Origin of the sequence: Pseudomonas sp. AM8, assembly GCF_036346475.1 — a bacterium.
GTDB lineage: Bacteria > Pseudomonadota > Gammaproteobacteria > Pseudomonadales > Pseudomonadaceae > Aquipseudomonas > Aquipseudomonas marginalis.
Window position 1 is genome coordinate 522,035 of the sequence record NZ_JAOTNX010000002.1, and the last position, 21,994, is coordinate 544,028.

At 61.3% G+C, this 21,994-nt stretch carries 18 protein-coding genes; 16 read left to right on the forward strand and 2 right to left on the reverse strand.

What is annotated here, in order from left to right:
- Positions 1-195 precede the first annotated feature (195 nt).
- A complete protein-coding gene (locus V3W40_RS07465) occupies positions 196-2,421 on the forward strand; it encodes an NADP-dependent isocitrate dehydrogenase (RefSeq protein WP_330214762.1) in 2,226 nt (741 codons plus the stop codon).
- Between the two features lie 57 nt (positions 2,422-2,478).
- On the opposite strand, the gene V3W40_RS07470 is transcribed toward V3W40_RS07465, so the two are convergent.
- Positions 2,479-3,351, reverse strand: coding sequence for a LysR family transcriptional regulator (locus V3W40_RS07470; protein WP_092488800.1), 873 nt, complete (start codon positions 3,349-3,351; stop codon positions 2,479-2,481).
- A gap of 72 nt (positions 3,352-3,423) precedes the next feature.
- A complete protein-coding gene (locus V3W40_RS07475; protein WP_186295998.1) occupies positions 3,424-4,320 on the reverse strand; it encodes a DMT family transporter in 897 nt (298 codons plus the stop codon).
- Between the two features lie 189 nt (positions 4,321-4,509).
- Between V3W40_RS07475 and V3W40_RS07480 the strand changes: the two genes are divergently transcribed.
- The 15 genes from V3W40_RS07480 (at position 4,510) to nuoH (ending at position 21,987) form a co-directional block, all read left to right on the forward strand.
- Positions 4,510-4,956 (forward strand): NUDIX hydrolase, encoded by a 447-nt coding sequence (locus tag V3W40_RS07480; protein ID WP_330214763.1) that lies wholly within the window; start codon positions 4,510-4,512, stop codon positions 4,954-4,956.
- A 59-nt stretch (positions 4,957-5,015) separates the two neighbouring features.
- On the forward strand, positions 5,016-6,140 hold the full coding sequence (mnmA, locus tag V3W40_RS07485; protein WP_065927068.1) for a tRNA 2-thiouridine(34) synthase MnmA: 1,125 nt from the start codon (positions 5,016-5,018) through the stop codon (positions 6,138-6,140).
- Entirely contained in the window at positions 6,137-6,760 is a 624-nt protein-coding gene (gene hflD / locus V3W40_RS07490; protein ID WP_027606331.1) for a high frequency lysogenization protein HflD, read from the forward strand. Before mnmA ends, hflD begins: the two co-directional genes overlap by 4 nt.
- 125 nt (positions 6,761-6,885) lie before the next feature.
- Positions 6,886-8,256 (forward strand): adenylosuccinate lyase, encoded by a 1,371-nt coding sequence (gene purB, locus V3W40_RS07495; RefSeq protein WP_065927067.1) that lies wholly within the window; start codon positions 6,886-6,888, stop codon positions 8,254-8,256.
- An 84-nt stretch (positions 8,257-8,340) separates the two neighbouring features.
- Entirely contained in the window at positions 8,341-9,507 is a 1,167-nt protein-coding gene (locus tag V3W40_RS07500) for a ribosomal protein uL16 3-hydroxylase (protein ID WP_027606329.1), read from the forward strand.
- Positions 9,500-9,922 carry a GNAT family N-acetyltransferase gene (locus V3W40_RS07505; protein WP_065927066.1) on the forward strand — a complete coding sequence of 141 codons (423 nt, stop codon included), beginning with the start codon at positions 9,500-9,502 and terminating at the stop codon, positions 9,920-9,922. Before V3W40_RS07500 ends, V3W40_RS07505 begins: the two co-directional genes overlap by 8 nt.
- A gap of 257 nt (positions 9,923-10,179) precedes the next feature.
- Entirely contained in the window at positions 10,180-10,917 is a 738-nt protein-coding gene (locus V3W40_RS07510) for a secretin N-terminal domain-containing protein (protein WP_065927065.1), read from the forward strand.
- A 494-nt stretch (positions 10,918-11,411) separates the two neighbouring features.
- A complete protein-coding gene (gene aceA / locus V3W40_RS07515; protein WP_003219577.1) occupies positions 11,412-12,737 on the forward strand; it encodes an isocitrate lyase in 1,326 nt (441 codons plus the stop codon).
- Between the two features lie 588 nt (positions 12,738-13,325).
- Entirely contained in the window at positions 13,326-13,739 is a 414-nt protein-coding gene (locus V3W40_RS07520) for an NADH-quinone oxidoreductase subunit A (RefSeq protein WP_003219575.1), read from the forward strand.
- A 10-nt stretch (positions 13,740-13,749) separates the two neighbouring features.
- Positions 13,750-14,424, forward strand: a complete 675-nt coding sequence (locus V3W40_RS07525) for a NuoB/complex I 20 kDa subunit family protein (protein ID WP_003174719.1) — start codon at positions 13,750-13,752, stop codon at positions 14,422-14,424.
- A 72-nt stretch (positions 14,425-14,496) separates the two neighbouring features.
- Positions 14,497-16,281, forward strand: coding sequence for an NADH-quinone oxidoreductase subunit C/D (gene nuoC / locus V3W40_RS07530; protein ID WP_065927064.1), 1,785 nt, complete (start codon positions 14,497-14,499; stop codon positions 16,279-16,281).
- 2 nt (positions 16,282-16,283) lie between these two features.
- Positions 16,284-16,781: an NADH-quinone oxidoreductase subunit NuoE gene (nuoE, locus tag V3W40_RS07535; protein ID WP_010566874.1), complete on the forward strand. Its 498-nt coding sequence runs from the start codon at positions 16,284-16,286 to the stop codon at positions 16,779-16,781.
- A complete protein-coding gene (gene nuoF, locus V3W40_RS07540; protein ID WP_027606325.1) occupies positions 16,778-18,133 on the forward strand; it encodes an NADH-quinone oxidoreductase subunit NuoF in 1,356 nt (451 codons plus the stop codon). The genes nuoE and nuoF overlap by 4 nt, the downstream gene beginning before the upstream one ends.
- Before the next feature lie 135 nt (positions 18,134-18,268).
- A complete protein-coding gene (gene nuoG / locus V3W40_RS07545; RefSeq protein ID WP_330214764.1) occupies positions 18,269-20,983 on the forward strand; it encodes an NADH-quinone oxidoreductase subunit NuoG in 2,715 nt (904 codons plus the stop codon).
- Entirely contained in the window at positions 20,980-21,987 is a 1,008-nt protein-coding gene (gene nuoH / locus V3W40_RS07550; RefSeq protein ID WP_017737147.1) for an NADH-quinone oxidoreductase subunit NuoH, read from the forward strand. The genes nuoG and nuoH overlap by 4 nt, the downstream gene beginning before the upstream one ends.
- The last annotated feature ends 7 nt before the right edge of the window (positions 21,988-21,994 follow it).

Here is a 21,994-nt window from a genome sequence, read left to right on the forward strand (position 1 = left end):
CTGGAACAGGGCCCTCCGCTACAAAGCAGGACTAATACAATAGTCCACCCGCTTGACGCTCGACTGATGCAACCCAACATCACCGCGAAGAAACCTCGACCTTTCGCTCATGGATGACTTTGAACGAACGCGCTCCACCCGGCGCATCTCGAGTTTCTGCGCACGCTTTCAGCAAAGAAGAGAGTTAATCCGAATATGCCCACCCGCTCGAAGATCATCTACACCTTCACCGACGAAGCCCCAGCCCTCGCCACCTATTCACTGCTGCCTATCGTAGAGGCCTTCACCGCTTCCGCTGATATTGCCGTGGAAACCCGCGACATCTCCCTCGCAGGGCGCATCCTCGCAAGCTTCCCCGAGCAACTGGGCACCAAGGCCGTACCGGACCACCTCGCCGAACTGGGCGACCTGGCCGTTACCCCTGAAGCCAACATCATCAAGCTGCCTAACATCAGCGCCTCGACCCCGCAGCTGCAAGCGGCGATCAAGGAACTGCAGGCCCAGGGCTACGCCCTGCCGGACTACCCGGAAACCGTAACCACCGACGCGGAAAAAGAAACCCGTGCACGTTACGACAAGGTCAAGGGCAGCGCCGTGAACCCGGTACTGCGCGAAGGCAACTCCGACCGCCGCGCGCCGCTGTCGGTCAAGAACTACGCTCGCAAGCACCCGCACAAGATGGGCGCCTGGGCTGCAGACTCCAAGTCCCACGTTGCCCACATGAGCAACGGCGACTTCTACGGCAGCGAAAAAGCCGTGCAGATCGAAGCCGCTGACGCTGTCAAGATCGAGCTGGTCGCCCAGGACGGCACCACCACCGTCCTGAAAGAAAAGACCAGCGTCAAGGCCGGCGAAATCATCGACAGCGCGGTACTGAGCAAGAACGCCCTGCGCAGCTTCATCGCCGCTGAAATTGAAGACGCCAAGAAACAAGGCGTGCTGCTGTCGGTCCACCTGAAAGCCACCATGATGAAGGTCTCCGACCCGATCATGTTCGGCCAGATCGTTGCCGAATTCTATAAAGACGCCCTGGCCAAGCACGCAGACGTGCTGGCACAAATCGGCTTCAACCTGAACAACGGCATCGGCGACCTGTACGCCCGCATCAAGGCCCTGCCGGCCGAGCAGCAGGCGCAGATCGAAGCTGACATCCAGGCGGTCTACGCCGCTCGCCCTTCCCTGGCGATGGTCAACTCCGACAAAGGCATCACCAACCTGCACGTGCCGAGCGACGTGATCGTCGACGCCTCGATGCCGGCCATGATCCGTGACTCCGGCAAGATGTGGGGCACCGACGGCCAGCTGCACGACACCAAGGCCGTGATCCCGGATCGCTGCTACGCCACCATCTACCAGGCGGTGATCGAAGAGTGCAAGGCCAACGGCGCCTTCGACCCTACCACCATGGGCAGCGTGCCAAACGTTGGCCTGATGGCGAAAAAAGCCGAAGAGTACGGCTCCCACGACAAGACGTTCCAGGTCAAGGCTGACGGCGTCGTCCGCGTGACCGACAGCAAGGGCAACCTGCTGATGGAACAGAAAGTCGAAGCCGGCGACATCTTCCGCATGTGCCAGACCCAAGACGCGCCGATCCAGGACTGGGTCAAGCTGGCCGTCAACCGTGCCCGCGCCAGCAACACCCCGGCCATCTTCTGGCTGGACCCACAGCGCGCTCACGACGGCGTCGTGGTCGAGAAAGTCCAGGCCTACCTGAAAGACCACAACACCGAAGGCCTGGACATCCGCATCATGTCGCCGGTCGACGCGATGAAGTTCACCCTGGAACGTACCCGCAAAGGCCTGGACACCATCTCGGTGACCGGCAACGTACTGCGCGACTATCTGACCGACCTGTTCCCGATCATGGAACTGGGCACCAGCGCCAAGATGCTGTCGATCGTGCCGCTGATGAATGGCGGCGGCCTGTTCGAAACCGGCGCCGGCGGTTCGGCGCCGAAGCACGTGCAACAGCTGCTGGAAGAGAACTTCCTGCGCTGGGATTCCCTGGGTGAGTTCCTGGCCCTGGCCGCTTCCCTCGAGCATTTGGGTGTGACGTACAACAACCCGAAAGCCCTGGTGCTGTCCAAGACCCTGGACCAGGCCACCGGCCAGTTCCTCGACAACAACAAGTCGCCATCGCGCAAAGTCGGCAACATCGACAACCGCGGCAGCCACTTCTACCTGGCGCTGTACTGGGCCCAGGCCCTGGCCGCCCAGACCGAAGACACTGCACTGCAAGGTCAATTCAGCGAACTGGCCAAGACCCTGGCCGCGAACGAAGCAACCATCGTTGCCGAGCTCAATGCCGTACAGGGCAAGCCAGTGGACATCGGCGGCTACTACGCGCCGAACCCGGAGCTGACCAGCAAGGCCATGCGCCCAAGCAACACCCTCAATGCGGCGATTGCCAAGTTGAAGTAAGGTTGTAGGGATGCATCACAAACCCCGGCCACGTGCCGGGGTTTGTGTTTTCAGGGTTTATGCAACACCGTATTCCTCGCGCCATGCGGCCTCGATAATCGCCAGGAACTGCGGTTTGTACCAAGGCTCCCAGCCCGGCCTCTGCTTGAGTTCAACCCCAAACCCCGGCAGCGCAGGCAAATGCGCGAGCGCTTCGACGTTTTTCAAGCCCGGCACCTGGGCAAACCAGGGTAAAAGCGTCACACCAACTCCCGCCTGGACCGCTGAACGCAGCGACATCAAGTCTTCAGACTCATACACGCAGCGCCACCTGATGCCACTCTCCTCCAAACGCCGAATCGCCAGGCTCCTGAACACGCAGGGCGCCTTGAACAGCGCCAGCGAAACTTCCTGCCCTTCCATGGGGGCTGCCGCACACTCGCCACCCAGCCACATCAACGAAAGTGCATGCAAAGGCACGCCAGCGACTTTTGGCAACTCATCAATCATCAGGCCAATATCGATTCGTCCCTCACTGAACGCCTCTGCGAGCAACAGGGAACGCGCGACCTTGACCACAATTCGCACTGAAGGTAATTCAACCGCCAGAGCAGGAATAACGCGCTGCAGGATTTCCTCGCTGAAATATTCGGGAATACCCAGCGTCACGGACTCTTGAGTGCGACTGGCATCAAACAGGCTCCCCACCTTGTCGTTGACGCTGACCATCTGCTGGGCATAGCCGGTCAAGCGCTCTCCTTCGAGGGTGAGCAACACCTGCCGATTGTCGCGAGCAAAAAGCTCGACACCCAGCAAATCCTCAAGTCGTCGAATTTGCTGGCTGATTGCCGGCTGGGTCAGGCTCAACGCTTGCGCGGCCCGGGTGAAACTGCCCAGCTCTGCGACCTTGAGGAAACTGCGCAGCGACTGAATATCAAGATTGACTCTCATGCCACCCCCATGGGAGTGAGTAATTATTCCCCGCCATTAGTGCAAGGCGCCCGCTATACCTGTCAAGACTACCTACTTGGCGCGCACATGATTCATCCAATAAACCCCTGCCCCTGAAACAACAAACCCCACAATCGCCACCCCACTCGGCACCTCACCCAACACCAACGACGCCATGATCTGCGTGACCGCCGGAATCACATGAAACAAGTTCGTCGCCTTACTCGCCTCCCCACGTCGAATCATCAAATACAGCAGCGTCAGCGCACCCACGGAGTTCATCAGCGTGATCCAGGCCACCGACGCTACGAATGGAACCCACTCGGTGACCTGCATGGTTTCGGTGGTGTATGCCAGCAGCAACATGACCAACGACGCGGTGACCATCTGAATGAAACACCCCACCCATAGATTCACCCCGCCCAGAAAGCGCTTCTGGTAGAGCGTGCCAAGCGTGATACCCAATAGCGCCAAGCCCACCGCGCCGTAACCCCCCACTGACGCCTCGGAGCCAAAAAAGCTGCTGGCCACGACGATGGCCACGCCGCCAACGCCGAGGATCGAACCCGGAAGGTCGCGCCAACTCAATTGTTCACCCAGGCAGAAATAGGCACCGATCACCACGAACACCGGCATCAGCCCGACGATCAATGCCGCCTGCCCTGCGGGAACGCCGTGGCTGATGCCGGTGTAAAGGCCGCCGAACTGCAGGGCCTGCAACAGCAGCCCCACTGTCGCAGCATGGAAGTAGGGTGCAAGTCGTTTCGGCCATTGCGCCTTGATGGCGAGTGCAACGCCCAGGAACACCAGGGCAGCCAGGGCAAACCGATAGAACGTCATGGTGAACGGCTCGCCATAGCGCACACCGAACGCACCGCCGATGTAGCCGGAACTCCACAGCAGGATGAAGGCAATGGGCAGTGGCGATGTAAGGCGTACTTCGTAGCTTTTATCGGCAATCGGGTTCATGACACTCTCCAAACTGAGGGTTCTGGAGAGATAAGCTGCGCCAGGCGCTGAAATCGGTAAAATCATAAAATGTCAGGCGCATCATGCAGATTGCTTATGCATCATCCTTGTGGGAGGGGGATTGCCCCCTCCCACACTGCTGTAATCCTGCTCCAAGACTGCGCTGCATTCAGAATCGAGAGGCATCCCATGACCTGGCAACCCCACATCACCGTCGCCACCATCGTCGAAGACAACGGCAAGTTCCTGATGGTCGAAGAACTCAAGGGCGGCCGCGCCGTGCTCAACCAGCCTGCCGGCCACCTCGACCCAGACGAGACCCTGACCGAGGCCGCCGTGCGCGAAACCCTCGAGGAAACCGGCTGGGACGTGGAAGCCACCGGCATCGTCGGCATCTACCTGTACACCGCACCCAGCAACGGGGTTACCTATCAACGCGTCTGCTTTATTGCCAAGGCACTGAAACACCACCCGGACTATCAACTGGACGAAGGCATCCTGCGCACCCGCTGGCTGAGCCGTGACGAGCTGATGGCCGTGCGCGACGACTGGCGTAGCGAGCTGATCATCCGCTGTATCGATGATTATCTGGCCGGCCAGCGTCACAGCCTGGAATTGATCCGCCCTTCTCTTTAGCCTTGCGGGCCCAGGCCTGTTAGAATCGCGTCCTTTTTCAAGACACCCGTTGAAACCCTATGCGTGATCCAGCCCCTTCTGACACACAAAAGAAGCGCGTCATCGTCGGCATGTCCGGCGGCGTGGATTCTTCCGTTTCCGCCGTTCTGCTCATGGAGCAGGGTTATGAGGTGGAAGGCCTGTTCATGAAGAACTGGGAAGAAGACGATGGAACGGAATATTGCACCGCCATGGACGACCTCGCGGACGCCCAGGCCGTGTGCGACAAAATTGGCATCAAGCTGCACACCGCCAACTTCGCCGCCGAGTACTGGGACAACGTGTTCGAGCACTTCCTGGCCGAATACAAGGCCGGTCGCACGCCGAACCCGGACATCCTGTGCAACCGCGAAATCAAGTTCAAGGCGTTCCTCGACTACGCCATGATCCTTGGCGCCGACTTGATTGCCACTGGCCACTACGTGCGCCGCCGCGACATCGATGGCCGCACCGAACTGCTCAAGGGCCTGGACCCGAACAAGGACCAGAGCTACTTCCTGCACGCCGTCGGCGGTGAACAGATCGCCAAGACCCTGTTCCCGGTGGGCGAGCTGGAAAAGCCCGAAGTCCGCAGGATCGCCGAGCAACACGGCCTGGCGACCGCCAAGAAGAAGGACTCCACTGGGATCTGCTTTATCGGCGAGCGCCGCTTCAGCGACTTCCTCAAGCAGTACCTCCCGGCGCAGCCGGGCGAGATCAAGACCACCGACGGCGAAGTGATCGGCCGTCACCATGGCTTGATGTACCACACCATCGGCCAGCGCCAGGGCCTGGGCATCGGCGGCTTGAAGGATGCCGGCGAAGAGCCGTGGTACGTGCTGGTCAAGGACCTGGAGCACAACGTGCTGATCGTCGGCCAGGGCAATGAACACCCGCTGCTGTTCTCGGGCGCGCTGCTGGCCTCGGAGATCTATTGGGTCAACCCGATCGACCTGAGCACCCCGCGCCGCCTGACGGCCAAGGTGCGCTATCGCCAGGGCGACCAGCCCTGCACCCTGGAAAAAACCGCGACGGGCTACCGCGCCACCTTTGATGACCCGCAACGTGCGGTCACTCCTGGCCAGTCCGTGGTGTTCTATGACGGCGAAATCTGCCTGGGCGGCGGCGTGATTGAAGTCGCCGAAGCCTGGAGCAACCCGGCATGAGCCCGACCCAGGAGCAATTGACGGCACTCGGCGGGGTATTTCTCTCCGCCGTGCTCGTGGACAAGATCGCCAAGACCGGCCAGGTCACCGAAGCCGGCCTGACCTGCATGCTCGGCAGCCTGCTGATCCGCGACCCCAAGGACACCCTGGAAGTCTACGGCGGCGACGACCTCGCACTGCGTGAAGGTTATCGCGCCCTGATCGGCGCCCTGGAGCGCGACCCCAGCACCTTGCAGCGCGAGCCGCTGCGCTACGCCCTGTCGATGCTCGGCCTCGAGCGCCAGTTGGCCAAGCGCGAAGACATGCTGGAAACCATCGGCAAACGCCTGCCACAGATCCAGTCCCAGGTAGAACACTTCGGCCCGGCCCACGAAAACGTGATCGCCGCCTGCGGTGCGCTGTACCAGGACACCTTGAGCACCTTGCGCCAACGCATCCAGGTGCACGGCGACATGCGCAACCTGCAGCAACCGAACAACGCCTCGAAAATCCGCGCACTGCTGCTGGCCGGTATTCGGTCGGCGCGGTTGTGGCGGCAATTGGGCGGTCATCGTTGGCAGCTGGTGATCAGCCGACGCAAATTGCTCAAAGAGCTTTACCCGTTGATGCGCAACGAATAAGTCGCACCGACAGGCTATTTTCAAGCCGTTACGCGTAATACGCCGGTCAGTTGGCAACGGACCGGCGAATTTTTTCATGTATGATACGCGCCCCATTTCGTTGCCCGACTGTCCGAGAACACCCCATGCAGCTCTCTTCGCTCACTGCGGTTTCCCCTGTTGACGGCCGCTACGCCGGCAAAACCCAGGCCCTGCGCCCTATTTTCAGCGAATACGGCCTGATCCGTGCTCGTGTACTGGTTGAAGTGCGCTGGCTCCAGCGCCTGGCCGCTCACCCCGCCATCAGCGAAGTACCGGCGTTCTCCGCCGAAGCCAACGCTGTACTCGATGCCCTGGCGGACAACTTCTCCCTGGAGCACGCCGAGCGTGTGAAAGAGATCGAGCGCACCACCAACCACGACGTCAAGGCCATCGAATACCTGCTCAAGGAGCAGGCGGCCAAGCTGCCGGAACTGGCCAAGGTCAGCGAATTCATCCACTTTGCCTGCACCAGCGAGGACATCAACAACCTGTCCCACGCCTTGATGCTGCGCGAAGGCCGTGATGACGTGATGCTGCCGCTGATGCGCCAGACCGCCGAAGCCATCCGCGAGCTGGCCATCCGTTTCGCCGACGTGCCGATGCTGTCGCGCACCCACGGCCAGCCGGCGTCGCCGACTACCCTGGGCAAGGAACTCGCCAACGTGGTGTACCGCCTGGAGCGCCAGATCGCTCAAGTCGCCGCAGTCCCACTGCTGGGCAAGATCAACGGCGCTGTCGGCAACTACAACGCCCACCTGTCGGCCTACCCGGAGATCGACTGGGAAGCCAACGCCCGCGCCTTCATCGAAGACGAGCTGGGCCTGGGCTTCAACCCGTACACCACGCAGATCGAACCGCACGACTACATCGCCGAGCTGTTCGACGCCATTGCGCGCTTCAACACCATCCTGATCGACTTCGATCGCGATATCTGGGGCTACATCTCCCTGGGCTACTTCAAGCAGCGCACCATTGCCGGTGAAATCGGTTCGTCGACCATGCCGCACAAGGTCAACCCGATCGACTTCGAAAACTCCGAAGGCAACCTCGGCATCGCCAACGCCCTGTTCCAGCACCTGGCCAGCAAGTTGCCGATCTCCCGCTGGCAGCGCGACCTGACCGACTCCACCGTACTGCGCAACCTCGGCGTGGGCTTTGCCCACAGCGTGATCGCGTACGAAGCCAGCCTCAAAGGCATCAGCAAACTGGAGCTCAACGCGCAGAAAATCGCCGCTGACCTGGACGCGTGCTGGGAAGTGCTGGCCGAGCCGATCCAGACCGTGATGCGCCGCTACAACATCGAAAACCCTTACGAGAAGCTGAAAGAGTTGACCCGTGGCAAGGGCATCAGCCCTGAAGCACTGCAAACTTTCATCGACGGCCTGGACATGCCAGCCGCGGCCAAGGCCGAGCTGAAACTGCTCACCCCGGCCAACTACATCGGCAACGCTGTAGAGCAAGCCAAGCGCATCTGATTAGCGCAAGCCCCCTTGAGACGCCCGGCCGCGCCGGGCGTTTTTATTTCAGTCTGAAAAGTGCTTTTTTTCAATAGGTTACACATGAATCCTGATATCCCTCTTCAACTTCTGGGCGGCATCACGGCACGGGAATTCCTGCGCGACTACTGGCAGAAAAAACCACTGCTGATCCGCCAGGCGATCCCTGACTTCGAAAGCCCGATCGACGCCGACGAACTCGCCGGCCTGGCCCTGGAAGAAGAAGTCGAATCGCGCCTGGTGATCGAACACGGCGAACGCCCGTGGGAACTGCGCCGCGGCCCCTTCGCCGAAGACGCCTTCAGCACCCTGCCTGAGCGTGAGTGGACCCTGCTGGTACAGGCGGTCGACCAGTTCGTGCCGGAAGTGGCCGAGTTGCTGGAGCAGTTCCGCTTCCTGCCAAGCTGGCGCATCGACGATGTGATGATCAGCTTTGCCGCACCCGGCGGCAGCGTAGGCCCGCACTTCGACAACTACGACGTGTTCCTGCTGCAGGCCCAGGGCAAGCGCAACTGGAAGATCGGCCAGATGTGCAGCTCCGAAAGCCCGCTGCTGCAACACGCCGACCTGCGCATCCTCGCCGAATTCGAAGAAAGCGCCGAATGGGTGCTGGAACCGGGCGACATGCTCTACCTGCCGCCACGCCTGGCGCATTTCGGCATCGCCGAAGATGACTGCATGACGTACTCAGTGGGCTTTCGCGCCCCAAGCGCCGCCGAAGTGCTGACCCACTTCACCGACTTCCTCGCCCAGTACCTGACCGACGAAGAGCGCTACACCGACGCCGACGCGCAGCCGGTCAGCGACCCGCACCAGATCCAGAGCGACGCCCTCGACCGCCTCAAGAGCCTGCTGGCCGAGCACATGAGCGACGAGCGCATGCTGCTGACCTGGTTCGGCCAATTCATGACCGAGCCGCGCTACCCGGAACTGGTGGCGGGCGAAGAACTGGGCGAAGACGACTTCATCAACAGCCTGCAGGACGGTGCGATCCTGGTGCGCAACCCAAGCGCGCGCATGGCCTGGTCGGAAGTCGACGATGACGTCCTGCTGTTCGCCAGCGGCCAGAGCCGTTACCTGCCGGGCAAACTGCGCGAACTGCTGAAACTGGTCTGCGCCGCCGATGCCCTGCACGCCGAAAACCTCGGCGAATGGCTGTTGGACGAAGACGCCCGCGACCTGCTGTGCGAACTGGTCAAGCAAGGAAGCCTGGGGTTTGCCGATGAATAGGATTCACGTAGGTGTCGCGGACTGGCATAAGGATATCGCCGAGATTCGGCGCATTCGTGAAGCGGTATTTATCGCTGAACAGTCCGTCCCACCTGAACTTGAGTGGGATGCGGACGACGCAGACGCAGTGCATTTCCTTGCATTCGAAGGCGACTTTCCGATTGGTACCGCGCGCCTGCTGCCCAGCGGCGAGATCGGCCGGGTGTCGGTACTCAAGGACTGGCGCGGGCTGAAGGTCGGCGACAAGCTGATGGAAGCGGTGATTGGCGTGGCCGAGCAACGTGGCCAGACCAAGCAGTTCCTGAGCGCGCAGGTGTATGCGGCGCCGTTCTATGAGCGACTGGGCTTCAAGATCGTCAGCGAGGAATTCCTGGAAGTCGGGATTCCCCATGTCGATATGGTGCGCGGGGCCTGATCCCTGCTGTAAGGGCTTGCCTGTGGTGAGCCAGCTTGCCTGTGGTCCTGTGGTAAGCGGGCTTGCCCCGCGCTGGGCTGCGCAGCAGCCCCAAACCAAACGCCGCATTCTTTCCGTAAGAACGCGGCGTTTTTTATAGGGGCTGCTACGCAGCCCAGCGCGGGGCAAGCCCGCTCACCACAGGCAAGCCCGCTTACTACACTCCAGGCCGACAAACTGGCACTATCAAGCCCAAATGACTCGCAGAGATCACGGACATGTCCCTACGCACCCTGCTCACCGCCCTCCTCCTCACCGCCAGTTGCTCGGCAATGGCCGACACCGAAGTCGTCAACCTGAGCAACCGCACCAGCACCGACCTGCTCCCGGTTGCGCAGAACTTCATCGGCAAGGACGGCACCGTCAGCGCCTACGGCAACCAGCTTATCGTTAACGCTGCCCCCGGCAAGATCCAGGACCTGCGCACGCTGCTCGCCCAGCTGGATACACCAGCCAAACGTCTGCTGATCACCGTCGATACCAATGAAAACAACCAGCAGAACAGCGGCGACAGCCAGACCCGCATCATCAGCTACGGCACCGCCAGCCGCGACGGCGGCATCCAGCAGATTCAGGCCAGCGAAGGCGTGCCCGCGCTGATCCAGGTCGGCCAGAGCGTGCCAATGACCACCACTCAGCCTGACGCCTACGGTCGCCCGCAGAACCAGACCCAGTACCGCAACGTCACCCAGGGCTTCTATGTCACCGCCAGCGTCACCGGCGAGACCGTGCATCTGGCGATCAGTACCAACCGTGACCGCATGAGCCAGGAACGTCCCGATGTAGTGAATGTGCAAAGCACCGACACAACCGTCAGCGGGCGCCTTGGCGAATGGATCCCCCTGGCCGGCATCAACCGCGAGACCCAGGCCGACAAATCCTCCACAACCCGCAGCTACTCTACCCAGGGCCGCGATGACCTGACGTTGCGGGTTAAGGTCGACACCCTGAACTGAAGCACCAAAAACTGACTGATGAGTCGTATTAGACTAAAGATGTAGTGCCTGAAAAAAAGCACTACAAAACATTTGACGATCCAAAAAAGCATGGGCATGATGGCCTCGCTCCCGCTAATCAGGGGCCCTGGCAAGGGCCTTCGGATCGACGCTCCAAGCTACCCACCCGAGCCGATTCGTGTCTGTACCGCCCACAAGGTGTGTTTGACGAGGTTGCGACTGGAACGAAGTTGTCCCGAGGGACGGAAGCTAACCAGGTAACCCGGCTACACACTGATGGATCGTACAAAGGCCCACGATGCCCGAAGACCGTTCGCAGTTCGCCCTTACCTGCTCAACTCCCCCCTTGAGCCATCGTTCATCCCGTCGCCTGCCCCGCCGAACTTGACTTGAACACCTGAGCTTCTGGTCAGCGAGCAGCCATAACCACGCATTCACTACGTGGCTGGCAAATGGAATTTTCCACCTAGACCTATGCGACGAGGTTTTCCCCCATGGCACTGACACGCGAACAGCAAATTGCAGCCCTCGAGAAAGACTGGGCTGAAAACCCACGCTGGAAAGGCGTAACCCGCGCTTATTCCGCTGCTGACGTCGTCCGCCTGCGTGGCTCGGTTCAACCTGAGCACACCTTTGCAAAACTCGGCGCCGAGAAGCTGTGGAAGCTGGTCACCCAAGGTGCCAAGCCGTCCTTCCGCCCCGAGAAAGATTTCGTCAACTGCATGGGCGCCCTCACTGGCGGCCAGGCAGTTCAACAGGTGAAAGCCGGCATCCAGGCGATCTACCTGTCCGGCTGGCAAGTGGCAGCGGACAACAACTCCGCTGAATCCATGTACCCCGACCAATCGCTGTACCCGGTGGACTCCGTGCCGACCGTGGTCAAGCGCATCAACAACTCGTTCCGTCGTGCCGACCAGATCCAGTGGAAAGCCGGTAAAGGCCCGGGTGATGAAGGCTACATCGACTACTTCGCGCCCATCGTGGCCGACGCCGAAGCCGGTTTCGGCGGCGTACTGAACGCCTACGAGCTGATGAAGAGCATGATCGAGGCTGGCGCGGCCGGCGTGCACTTCGAAGACCAACTGGCTTCGGTGAAGAAATGCGGCCACATGGGCGGCAAGGTACTGGTACCGACCCAGGAAGCTGTACAGAAGCTGACTGCTGCCCGTCTGGCGGCTGACGTTGCCGGCACGCCAACCATCATCCTGGCCCGTACCGACGCCAACGCCGCGGACCTGCTGACCTCGGACTGCGACCCGTACGACCAGCCGTTCGTAACCGGCGAACGCACCCAGGAAGGTTTCTACAAAGTGCGCGCCGGTCTCGACCAGGCCATCGCCCGCGGCCTGGCCTACGCGCCGTACGCCGACCTGATCTGGTGCGAAACCGCCAAGCCGGATCTGGACGAAGCGCGTCGCTTTGCCGAAGCGATCAAGAAGGAATACCCGGACCAACTGCTGTCCTACAACTGCTCGCCTTCCTTCAACTGGAAAAAGAACCTGGACGACGCGACCATCGCCAAGTTCCAGCGCGAACTGTCCGCCATGGGCTACAAGCATCAGTTCATCACCCTGGCCGGCATTCACAACATGTGGCACAGCATGTTCAACCTGGCGCACGACTACGCCCGCAACGACATGACTGCCTACGTGAAGCTGCAGGAGCAGGAATTCGCTGACGCCGCCAAGGGCTACACCTTCGTGGCCCACCAGCAGGAAGTCGGCACCGGCTACTTCGACGACATGACCACCGTGATCCAGGGCGGCACCTCGTCCGTGACCGCGCTGACCGGTTCGACCGAAGAAGAGCAGTTCCACTGATCGATGTGAGTACACGGCCACGGCGGACCCGTTAAAGAGCTAACCGCAGTGCCGCACGATCTGACGCCCCGACTGGTTCGGGGCGTTTTTTTGCCGGTACACATCACGCTGATTCAATAAGGGCAAAAATGTGGGAGCCCCCCCTCCCACATGAGGAACGCTTGCAGCCTGAAGATTTTGTGCAAACCTTGATCCAGAGCGGTATTTGCCGCAGATAAATCGGTTAAAAGATCCGCTCCAACAACTCGCGCTAATCAGGCAAGTAACGGCAACTTACTCCGCTGTATGAGAAACAATCGCTTAAACCCCACGCAAACAATATTCATTATCATTTAGAACATAAAAACTTCGTTACAGGTTAAACAAAACACATTTGATCAAATGCCCGCTAATGCCCGCCCCGCAAGGGCTACAGCCCCAAGAAGGTGCACTATGTGCTTATTCCATCGAATAATTTCGCCCTAGGAATTTTACTTGCCCGGTGTTTAGCCATAAAATCACCGCGATTGATTGCAGTGCGACATATCGTCACTGCATCGTTACTTTTTCGAGCTCAGAGACCTTTGCTCTCTGTTAAGGATTTCCAGCATGACCGAAGCGACAGGACTCATGGCCCACAACTGGGGCTTTGCCATTTTCCTCCTCGGTGTTGTCGGCCTTTGCGCCTTCATGCTCGGTGTGTCCAGCCTCCTCGGGTCAAAAGCCTGGGGCCGCAGCAAGAATGAACCGTTCGAATCCGGCATGCTGCCTACAGGTGGCGCCCGCTTGCGGCTCTCAGCCAAATTCTATCTGGTCGCGATGCTCTTCGTGATCTTCGACATCGAAGCCCTCTTTCTCTTTGCCTGGTCTGTGTCCGTCCGCGAAAGCGGCTGGACCGGATTCGTCGAAGCCCTCGTTTTCATAGCAATTCTGTTGGCAGGCCTTGTCTACCTATTTCGAGTGGGCGCCCTTGACTGGGCTCCGGAAGCTCGTCGTAAGCGGCAAGCGAAGCTGAAACAATGAGGCTTTGGCGATGCAATACAATCTCACCAGGATCGACCCGGATGCTCCTAACGAGCAGTACCCCATCGGCGAACGGGAAACCGTTTCCGATCCGTTAGAAGACCAAGTCCACAAGAACATCTACATGGGCAAACTCGAAGACGTGCTGAGTGGCGCGGTCAACTGGGGACGTAAGAACTCCCTGTGGCCGTACAACTTCGGCCTTTCGTGCTGCTACGTGGAAATGACCACCGCCTTCACGGCGCCCCACGACATCGCGCGCTTTGGCGCCGAAGTTATCCGGGCATCACCGCGCCAGGCGGATTTCATGGTTATCGCCGGTACCTGCTTTATCAAGATGGCGCCGATCATTCAGCGTCTCTACGAGCAAATGCTCGAGCCAAAGTGGGTTATCTCCATGGGTTCGTGCGCCAACTCCGGTGGCATGTACGACATCTACTCCGTGGTTCAGGGGGTGGACAAGTTCCTGCCCGTGGACGTCTACGTGCCTGGCTGCCCGCCCCGCCCCGAAGCATTCCTGCAAGGCTTGATGCTGTTGCAGGAATCGATTGGCAAGGAGCGTCGCCCGCTTTCCTGGGTCGTCGGCGATCAAGGCGTGTACCGCGCCGAGATGCCGTCGCAAAAGGAACAGCGCCGCGAACAGCGAATCGCAGTCACCAACCTGCGCAGCCCAGACGAAGTCTGATCCAGCACCGCTTCTTTTATAGAACGAAAACCTGGCTTCATTCTTTACGTTGACCGAAAGCGATAAAAAACCATGACTACAGGCAGTGCTCGACGCATCCCGCCTTATAAGGCAGACGACCAGGATGTGGTCGTCGAACTCAATAACCGTTTTGGCCCTGACGCCTTCACCGCCCAGGCCACACGCACCGGCATGCCGGTGCTGTGGGTGGCGCGCGCCAGGCTCGTCGAAGTCCTGACCTTCCTGCGCAACCTGCCCAAGCCGTACGTCATGCTCTATGACCTGCATGGCGTGGACGAACGCCTGCGCACCAAGCGCCAGGGCCTGCCGAGCGGCGCCGATTTCACCGTGTTCTATCACCTGCTGTCGCTGGAACGTAACAGCGACGTGATGATCAAGGTCGCACTGTCCGAGAGCGACCTGAGCGTGCCGACCGTGACCGGTATCTGGCCGAACGCCAGCTGGTACGAGCGCGAAGTCTGGGACATGTTCGGTATCGACTTCCCGGGCCACCCGCACCTGACGCGCATCATGATGCCGCCAACGTGGGAAGGTCACCCGCTGCGCAAGGACTTCCCTGCCCGCGCCACCGAATTCGACCCGTTCAGCCTCAACCTCGCCAAGCAGCAGCTTGAAGAAGAGGCCGCGCGCTTCCGTCCGGAAGACTGGGGCATGAAGCGCTCCGGCACCAACGAGGACTACATGTTCCTCAACCTGGGCCCGAACCACCCTTCGGCCCACGGTGCCTTCCGCATCATCCTGCAACTGGACGGCGAAGAAATCGTCGACTGCGTGCCGGACATCGGCTACCACCACCGTGGTGCCGAGAAGATGGCCGAGCGTCAGTCGTGGCACAGCTTCATCCCGTACACCGACCGTATCGACTACCTCGGCGGCGTGATGAACAACCTGCCGTACGTGCTCTCGGTCGAGAAGCTGGCCGGCATCAAGGTTCCGGACCGCGTCGACACCATCCGCATCATGATGGCCGAGTTCTTCCGGATCACCAGCCACCTGCTGTTCCTGGGTACCTATATCCAGGACGTCGGCGCCATGACCCCGGTGTTCTTCACCTTCACCGACCGTCAGCGCGCCTACAAGGTCATCGAAGCCATCACCGGTTTCCGCCTGCACCCGGCCTGGTACCGCATCGGCGGTGTCGCCCATGACCTGCCGAATGGCTGGGAACGCCTGGTCAAGGAATTCATCGACTGGATGCCCAAGCGCCTGGACGAGTACCAGAAGGCTGCGTTGGATAACAGCATCCTCAAGGGCCGTACCATCGGCGTCGCCCAGTACAACACCAAAGAGGCCCTGGAATGGGGCGTCACCGGTGCCGGCCTGCGTTCCACCGGTTGCGATTTCGACCTGCGCAAGGCGCGTCCGTACTCGGGCTACGAAAACTTCGAGTTCGAAGTACCGCTGGCCGCCAATGGCGATGCCTACGACCGTTGCATCGTGCGCGTCGAAGAAATGCGCCAGAGCCTGAAGATCATCGAGCAGTGCATGCGCAACATGCCGGCCGGCCCGTACAAGGCGGATCACCCGCTGACCACGCCGCCGCCGAAAGAGCGCACGCTGCAGCACATCGAAACCCTGATCACGCACTTCCTGCAGGTTTCGTGGGGCCCGGTAATGCCGGCCAACGAATCCTTCCAGATGATCGAAGCGACCAAGGGTATCAACAGTTATTACCTGACGAGCGATGGCGGCACCATGAGCTACCGCACCCGGATTCGTACCCCAAGCTTCGCCCACTTGCAGCAGATCCCTTCGGTGATCAAAGGCGAGATGGTCGCGGACTTGATTGCGTACCTGGGTAGTATCGATTTCGTTATGGCCGACGTGGACCGCTAAGCATGAACAGCACGCTTATCCAGACAGACCGTTTCACCTTGAGTGAAACCGAGCGCTCGGCCATCGAGCACGAGCTGCATCACTACGAAGACCCGCGCGCGGCGTCGATCGAGGCCTTGAAGATCGTCCAGAAGGAACGTGGCTGGGTGCCGGACGGCGCCCTCTACGCCATCGGCGAGATCCTCGGCATCCCCGCCAGCGACGTTGAAGGCGTGGCGACGTTCTACAGCCAGATCTTCCGCCAGCCGGTCGGCCGCCACATCATTCGCGTGTGCGACAGCATGGTCTGCTACATCGGTGGCCACGAGTCGGTGGTCAGCGAGATCCAGGCCAAGCTGGGCATCGGCCTCGGCCAGACCACCCCGGACGGCCGCTTCACGCTGCTGCCGGTGTGCTGCCTGGGCAACTGCGACAAGGCGCCGGCGTTGATGATCGACGACGACACATTCGGTGACGTGCAGCCCGCTGGCGTGACCCAATTGCTCGAGGGCTACCCATGACCCTGACTTCCTTCGGCCCGGCCAACCTGATCAAGCGTTCGGCCGAAACCCACCCGCTGACCTGGCGCCTGCGTGACGACGGCGAGCCGGTATGGCTCGACGAGTACCAGGCCAAGAACGGTTACGCCGCTGCGCGTAAGGCCTTCGCCGACATGGCCCAGGACGACATCGTCCAGACCGTGAAGGACGCCGGCCTCAAGGGTCGCGGCGGTGCAGGCTTCCCCACCGGTGTTAAGTGGGGCCTGATGCCCAAAGACGAATCCATCAACATCCGCTACCTGCTGTGCAACGCGGATGAAATGGAACCCAACACCTGGAAAGACCGCATGCTGATGGAGCAACTGCCCCATCTGCTGATCGAAGGCATGCTGATCAGCGCCCGCGCGCTGAAAACCTACCGTGGCTACATCTTCCTGCGCGGCGAATACACCACCGCCGCCAAGCACCTCAACCGTGCCGTGGCAGAAGCCAAGGCCGCAGGCCTGCTGGGCAAGAACATCCTCGGTTCGGGTTTTGACTTCGAACTGTTCGTGCACACCGGCGCCGGGCGTTACATCTGCGGTGAAGAAACCGCACTGATCAACTCCCTCGAAGGCCGCCGCGCCAACCCGCGCTCCAAGCCGCCCTTCCCTGCCGCCGTGGGCGTGTGGGGCAAGCCGACCTGCGTGAACAACGTCGAGACCCTGTGCAACGTGCCGGCGATCATCGCCGACGGCGTGGACTGGTACAAATCGTTGGCCCGCGAAGGCAGTGAAGACATGGGCACCAAGCTCATGGGCTTCTCCGGCAAGGTCAAGAACCCTGGCCTGTGGGAACTGCCATTCGGCGTGACCGCCCGCGAGCTGTTCGAGGACTACGCCGGCGGCATGCGCGACGGCTACACCCTCAAGGCCTGGCAGCCAGGCGGCGCCGGCACCGGCTTCCTGCTTCCTGAGCACCTCGACGCACAAATGTATGCCGGCGGCATCGGCAAGGTGGGCACCCGGATGGGTACCGGCCTGGCGATGGCGGTGGACAACACCGTGAACATGGTCTCGCTGCTGCGCAACATGGAGCAGTTCTTTGCCCGTGAATCCTGCGGCTTCTGTACCCCCTGCCGCGACGGTTTGCCGTGGAGCGTCAAGCTGCTGATGGCCCTGGAAAATGGCGAAGGCCGCGAGGGTGACATCGAGACCCTGCTGGGCCTGGTCGGTTTCCTCGGCCCAGGCAAGACCTTCTGTGCTCACGCACCGGGCGCCGTGGAGCCATTGGGCAGCGCAATCAAATACTTCCGCTCGGAGTTCGAAGCCGGCATCGCGCCCACCAGCGCCGCCGTCCCGCCTCTGGCAAGGCCGATCGTAGTCGGCGCGTAACGCTTAAACAGGCAAAGGGTCCGTGCCCTTCGCCTGCTCATGTGCTGACGCCGTGAAGGCTGTGTAGATGCACATGAATAACAAGATTCCATTAGCCACGCCCGCTGACAACGGGCCAACGAAGAACTTTGAACCATGGCCACTATCCACGTAGACGGCAAAGCGCTCGAAGTCGATGGGGCGGACAACCTGTTACAGGCGTGTCTGTCACTCGGCCTCGATATCCCGTATTTCTGCTGGCACCCCGCGCTTGGTAGCGTCGGTGCCTGTCGCCAGTGTGCGGTCAAGCAGTACACCGACGAAAACGACACCCGTGGTCGTATCGTCATGTCCTGCATGACCCCAGCCACCGACAACACCTGGATCTCCATCGACGATGAAGAATCCAAGGCGTTCCGCGCCAGCGTTGTCGAATGGCTGATGACCAACCACCCCCACGACTGCCCGGTCTGTGAGGAAGGCGGTCACTGCCACCTGCAAGACATGACGGTGATGACCGGCCACAACGAGCGCCGCTATCGCTTCACCAAGCGTACCCACCAGAACCAGCAGCTGGGCCCGTTCATTTCCCACGAAATGAACCGCTGCATCGCCTGCTACCGCTGCGTACGCTTCTATAAAGACTACGCCGGCGGCACCGACCTCGGCGTATTCGGCGCCCACGACAACGTGTACTTCGGTCGCGTTGAAGACGGCGTGCTCGAAAGCGAGTTCTCCGGCAACCTCACCGAGGTCTGCCCGACCGGTGTGTTCACCGACAAGACCCACTCCGAGCGCTACAACCGCAAGTGGGACATGCAGTTCTCGCCGAGCATCTGCCACGGCTGCTCGAGCGGTTGCAACATCTCCCCGGGCGAACGCTACGGCGAACTGCGTCGCATCGAAAACCGCTTCAACGGTTCGGTAAACCAGTACTTCCTGTGCGACCGTGGTCGTTTCGGCTATGGCTACGTCAACCGTGAAGACCGTCCACGCCAGCCACTGCTGGCCGATGGCGCCAAGCTGAGCCTGGACGCGGCGCTGGACAAAGCCGCCGACCTGCTGCGCGGCCGCAACATCGTCGGTATCGGCTCGCCCCGCGCCAGCCTCGAAAGCAACTACGCGTTGCGTGAGCTGGTGGGTGCCGAGCACTTCTACTCCGGTATCGAAGCCGGTGAGCTTGAGCGCATCCGCCTGGTCCTGCAGGTGCTGAACGACAGCCCGCTGCCGGTGCCGAACATGCGCGACATCGAAGACCACGATGCCATCTTCGTGCTCGGTGAAGACCTGACCCAGACCGCCGCGCGTATCGCGCTGTCCCTGCGCCAGTCGGTCAAAGGCAAGGCCGAAGACATGGCCGACGCCATGCGCGTCCAGCCTTGGCTCGACGCTGCGGTGAAAAACATCGGCCAGCACGCGCTGAACCCGCTGTTTATCGCCAGCCTGGCGGAAACCAAGCTCGACGACATCGCCGAAGAATGCGTCCACGCCGCACCGGACGACCTGGCCCGCATCGGTTTCGCCGTGGCCCACGCCCTCGACGCCAGCGCGCCGGCAGTCGAAGGCCTGGACACTGAAGCCGTCGAACTGGCCCAGCGCATTGCCGACGCCCTGCTGGCAGCCAAGCGTCCATTGATCATTGCCGGTACCTCGCTGGGTTCCAAGGCCTTGATCGAAGCCGCCGCCAACATCGCCAAGGCCTTGAAGCTGCGCGACAAGAACGGCTCCATCAGCCTGGTGGTGCCGGAAGCCAACAGCCTCGGCCTGGCCATGCTCGGTGGCGAGTCCCTGGACGCCGCCCTGCAAACCGTGATCGACGGCACTGCCGATGCGATCGTGGTGCTGGAAAACGACCTGTACACCCGCACCGACGCCGCCAAGGTTGACGCTGCGCTGAACGCCGCCAAGGTCCTGATCGTCGCCGACCACCAGAAGACCGCCACCAGCGAGCGTGCCGACCTGGTACTGCCAGCCGCTACCTTCGCCGAAGGCGACGGCACCCTGGTCAGCCAGGAAGGCCGTGCCCAGCGCTTCTTCCAGGTGTTCGATCCGAAGTACATGGACGCCAGCATCCTGGTTCACGAAGGCTGGCGCTGGCTGCATGCCCTGCGCGCGACCCTGCTGAACCAGCCGATCGACTGGACCCAGCTCGACCACGTCACCGCCGCAGCCGCCGCGAGCGCGCCGCAGCTGGCGCGTATCGTCGACGCCGCACCGTCCGCCGCGTTCCGCATCAAGGGCATGAAGCTCGCCCGTGAGCCGCTGCGTTACTCCGGTCGTACCGCCATGCGCGCCGACATCAGCGTGCACGAGCCGCGTACCCCGCAAGACAACGACACCGCGTTCGCCTTCTCCATGGAAGGTTACTCGGGTTCGGTCGAGCCGCGTCAGCAGGTGCCGTTTGCCTGGTCGCCGGGCTGGAACTCGCCACAGGCCTGGAACAAGTTCCAGGACGAAGTCGGTGGTCACATCCGCGCCGGCGACCCGGGCACCCGCCTGATCGAACCCCAGGGCGACACGCTGAACTGGTTCGCTGCGGTCCCGCGTCCGTTCAACCCGGCCCAGGGCACCTGGCAGGTCGTGCCGTTCTTCCACCTGTTCGGCAGCGAAGAGACCTCTTCCAAGGCCGCGCCGGTACAAGAGCGCATTCCCGAGGCCTACGTGTCCGTGGCCAAGTCCGAAGCCGACCGCCTGGGCGTCAACGACGGAGCCTTGCTCAGCGTGACCGTGGCCGGCCAGACCCTGCGTCTGCCGCTGCGTATCAACGAAGAGCTGGGTGCCGGCCTGGTTGCCCTGCCTAAAGGCCTTGCCGGCATCCCGCCGGCGATCTTCGGCAAAACCGTTGACGGTCTGCAGGAGGCAGCGCAATGACCTGGTTCACCCCTGAAGTGATCGACGTGATCATCTCGGTCGTCAAGGCCATCGTGATCCTGTTGGCCGTGGTCGTCGCGGGCGCCCTGCTCAGCTTCGTCGAACGTCGCCTGCTGGGCTGGTGGCAGGACCGTTACGGTCCGAACCGCGTTGGCCCGTTCGGTATGTTCCAGATCGCCGCCGACATGCTGAAGATGTTCTTCAAGGAAGACTGGACCCCGCCGTTTGCCGACAAGGTGATCTTCACCCTGGCACCGGTCGTGGCCATGAGCGCCTTGCTGATCGCCTTCGCGATCATCCCGATCACCCCGACCTGGGGCGTGGCGGACCTGAACATCGGCTTGCTGTTCTTCTTCGCCATGGCCGGCCTGTCGGTCTACGCGGTGCTGTTCGCCGGTTGGGCCAGTAACAACAAGTTCGCCCTGCTGGGCAGCCTGCGGGCCTCGGCCCAGACCGTGTCCTACGAAGTGTTCATGGGCCTCGCGCTGATGGGCATCGTGGTGCAGGTCGGCTCGTTCAACATGCGCGACATCGTCGAGTACCAGGCGCAGAACCTGTGGTTCATCATTCCGCAGTTCTTCGGCTTCTGTACCTTCTTCATCGCTGGCGTGGCCGTGACTCACCGTCACCCATTCGACCAGCCGGAAGCAGAACAGGAACTGGCCGACGGTTACCACATTGAATACGCCGGCATGAAATGGGGCATGTTCTTCGTCGGTGAATACATCGGCATCATCTTGATCTCGGCCCTGCTGGTCACGCTGTTCTTTGGCGGCTGGCACGGTCCGTTCGGCATCCTGCCGCAGCTGGCGTTCTTCTGGTTCTTCCTGAAGACCGCGTTCTTCATCATGCTGTTTATCCTGCTGCGCGCTTCCATTCCGCGTCCACGATATGACCAGGTGATGGATTTCAGCTGGCGTTTCTGCCTGCCGCTGACCCTGATCAATTTGCTGGTGACTGCTGCCGTTGTGTTGTTGAACACGCCAGCGGGCGCGGTTCAGTGAGGATTTG

Excerpts from the sequence above, each read along its gene's own strand:
- V3W40_RS07465 (WP_330214762.1), top strand. The coding sequence starts at position 196 with ATGCCCACCCGCTCGAAGATCATCTACACCTTCACCGACGAAGCCCCA.
- V3W40_RS07470 (WP_092488800.1), bottom strand. The coding sequence starts at position 3,351 with ATGAGAGTCAATCTTGATATTCAGTCGCTGCGCAGTTTCCTCAAGGTC.
- V3W40_RS07475 (WP_186295998.1), bottom strand. The coding sequence starts at position 4,320 with ATGAACCCGATTGCCGATAAAAGCTACGAAGTACGCCTTACATCGCCA.
- V3W40_RS07480 (WP_330214763.1), top strand. The coding sequence starts at position 4,510 with ATGACCTGGCAACCCCACATCACCGTCGCCACCATCGTCGAAGACAAC.
- mnmA (WP_065927068.1), top strand. The coding sequence starts at position 5,016 with ATGCGTGATCCAGCCCCTTCTGACACACAAAAGAAGCGCGTCATCGTC.
- hflD (WP_027606331.1), top strand. The coding sequence starts at position 6,137 with ATGAGCCCGACCCAGGAGCAATTGACGGCACTCGGCGGGGTATTTCTC.
- purB (WP_065927067.1), top strand. The coding sequence starts at position 6,886 with ATGCAGCTCTCTTCGCTCACTGCGGTTTCCCCTGTTGACGGCCGCTAC.
- V3W40_RS07500 (WP_027606329.1), top strand. The coding sequence starts at position 8,341 with ATGAATCCTGATATCCCTCTTCAACTTCTGGGCGGCATCACGGCACGG.
- V3W40_RS07505 (WP_065927066.1), top strand. The coding sequence starts at position 9,500 with ATGAATAGGATTCACGTAGGTGTCGCGGACTGGCATAAGGATATCGCC.
- V3W40_RS07510 (WP_065927065.1), top strand. The coding sequence starts at position 10,180 with ATGTCCCTACGCACCCTGCTCACCGCCCTCCTCCTCACCGCCAGTTGC.
- aceA (WP_003219577.1), top strand. The coding sequence starts at position 11,412 with ATGGCACTGACACGCGAACAGCAAATTGCAGCCCTCGAGAAAGACTGG.
- V3W40_RS07520 (WP_003219575.1), top strand. The coding sequence starts at position 13,326 with ATGACCGAAGCGACAGGACTCATGGCCCACAACTGGGGCTTTGCCATT.
- V3W40_RS07525 (WP_003174719.1), top strand. The coding sequence starts at position 13,750 with ATGCAATACAATCTCACCAGGATCGACCCGGATGCTCCTAACGAGCAG.
- nuoC (WP_065927064.1), top strand. The coding sequence starts at position 14,497 with ATGACTACAGGCAGTGCTCGACGCATCCCGCCTTATAAGGCAGACGAC.
- nuoE (WP_010566874.1), top strand. The coding sequence starts at position 16,284 with ATGAACAGCACGCTTATCCAGACAGACCGTTTCACCTTGAGTGAAACC.
- nuoF (WP_027606325.1), top strand. The coding sequence starts at position 16,778 with ATGACCCTGACTTCCTTCGGCCCGGCCAACCTGATCAAGCGTTCGGCC.
- nuoG (WP_330214764.1), top strand. The coding sequence starts at position 18,269 with ATGGCCACTATCCACGTAGACGGCAAAGCGCTCGAAGTCGATGGGGCG.
- nuoH (WP_017737147.1), top strand. The coding sequence starts at position 20,980 with ATGACCTGGTTCACCCCTGAAGTGATCGACGTGATCATCTCGGTCGTC.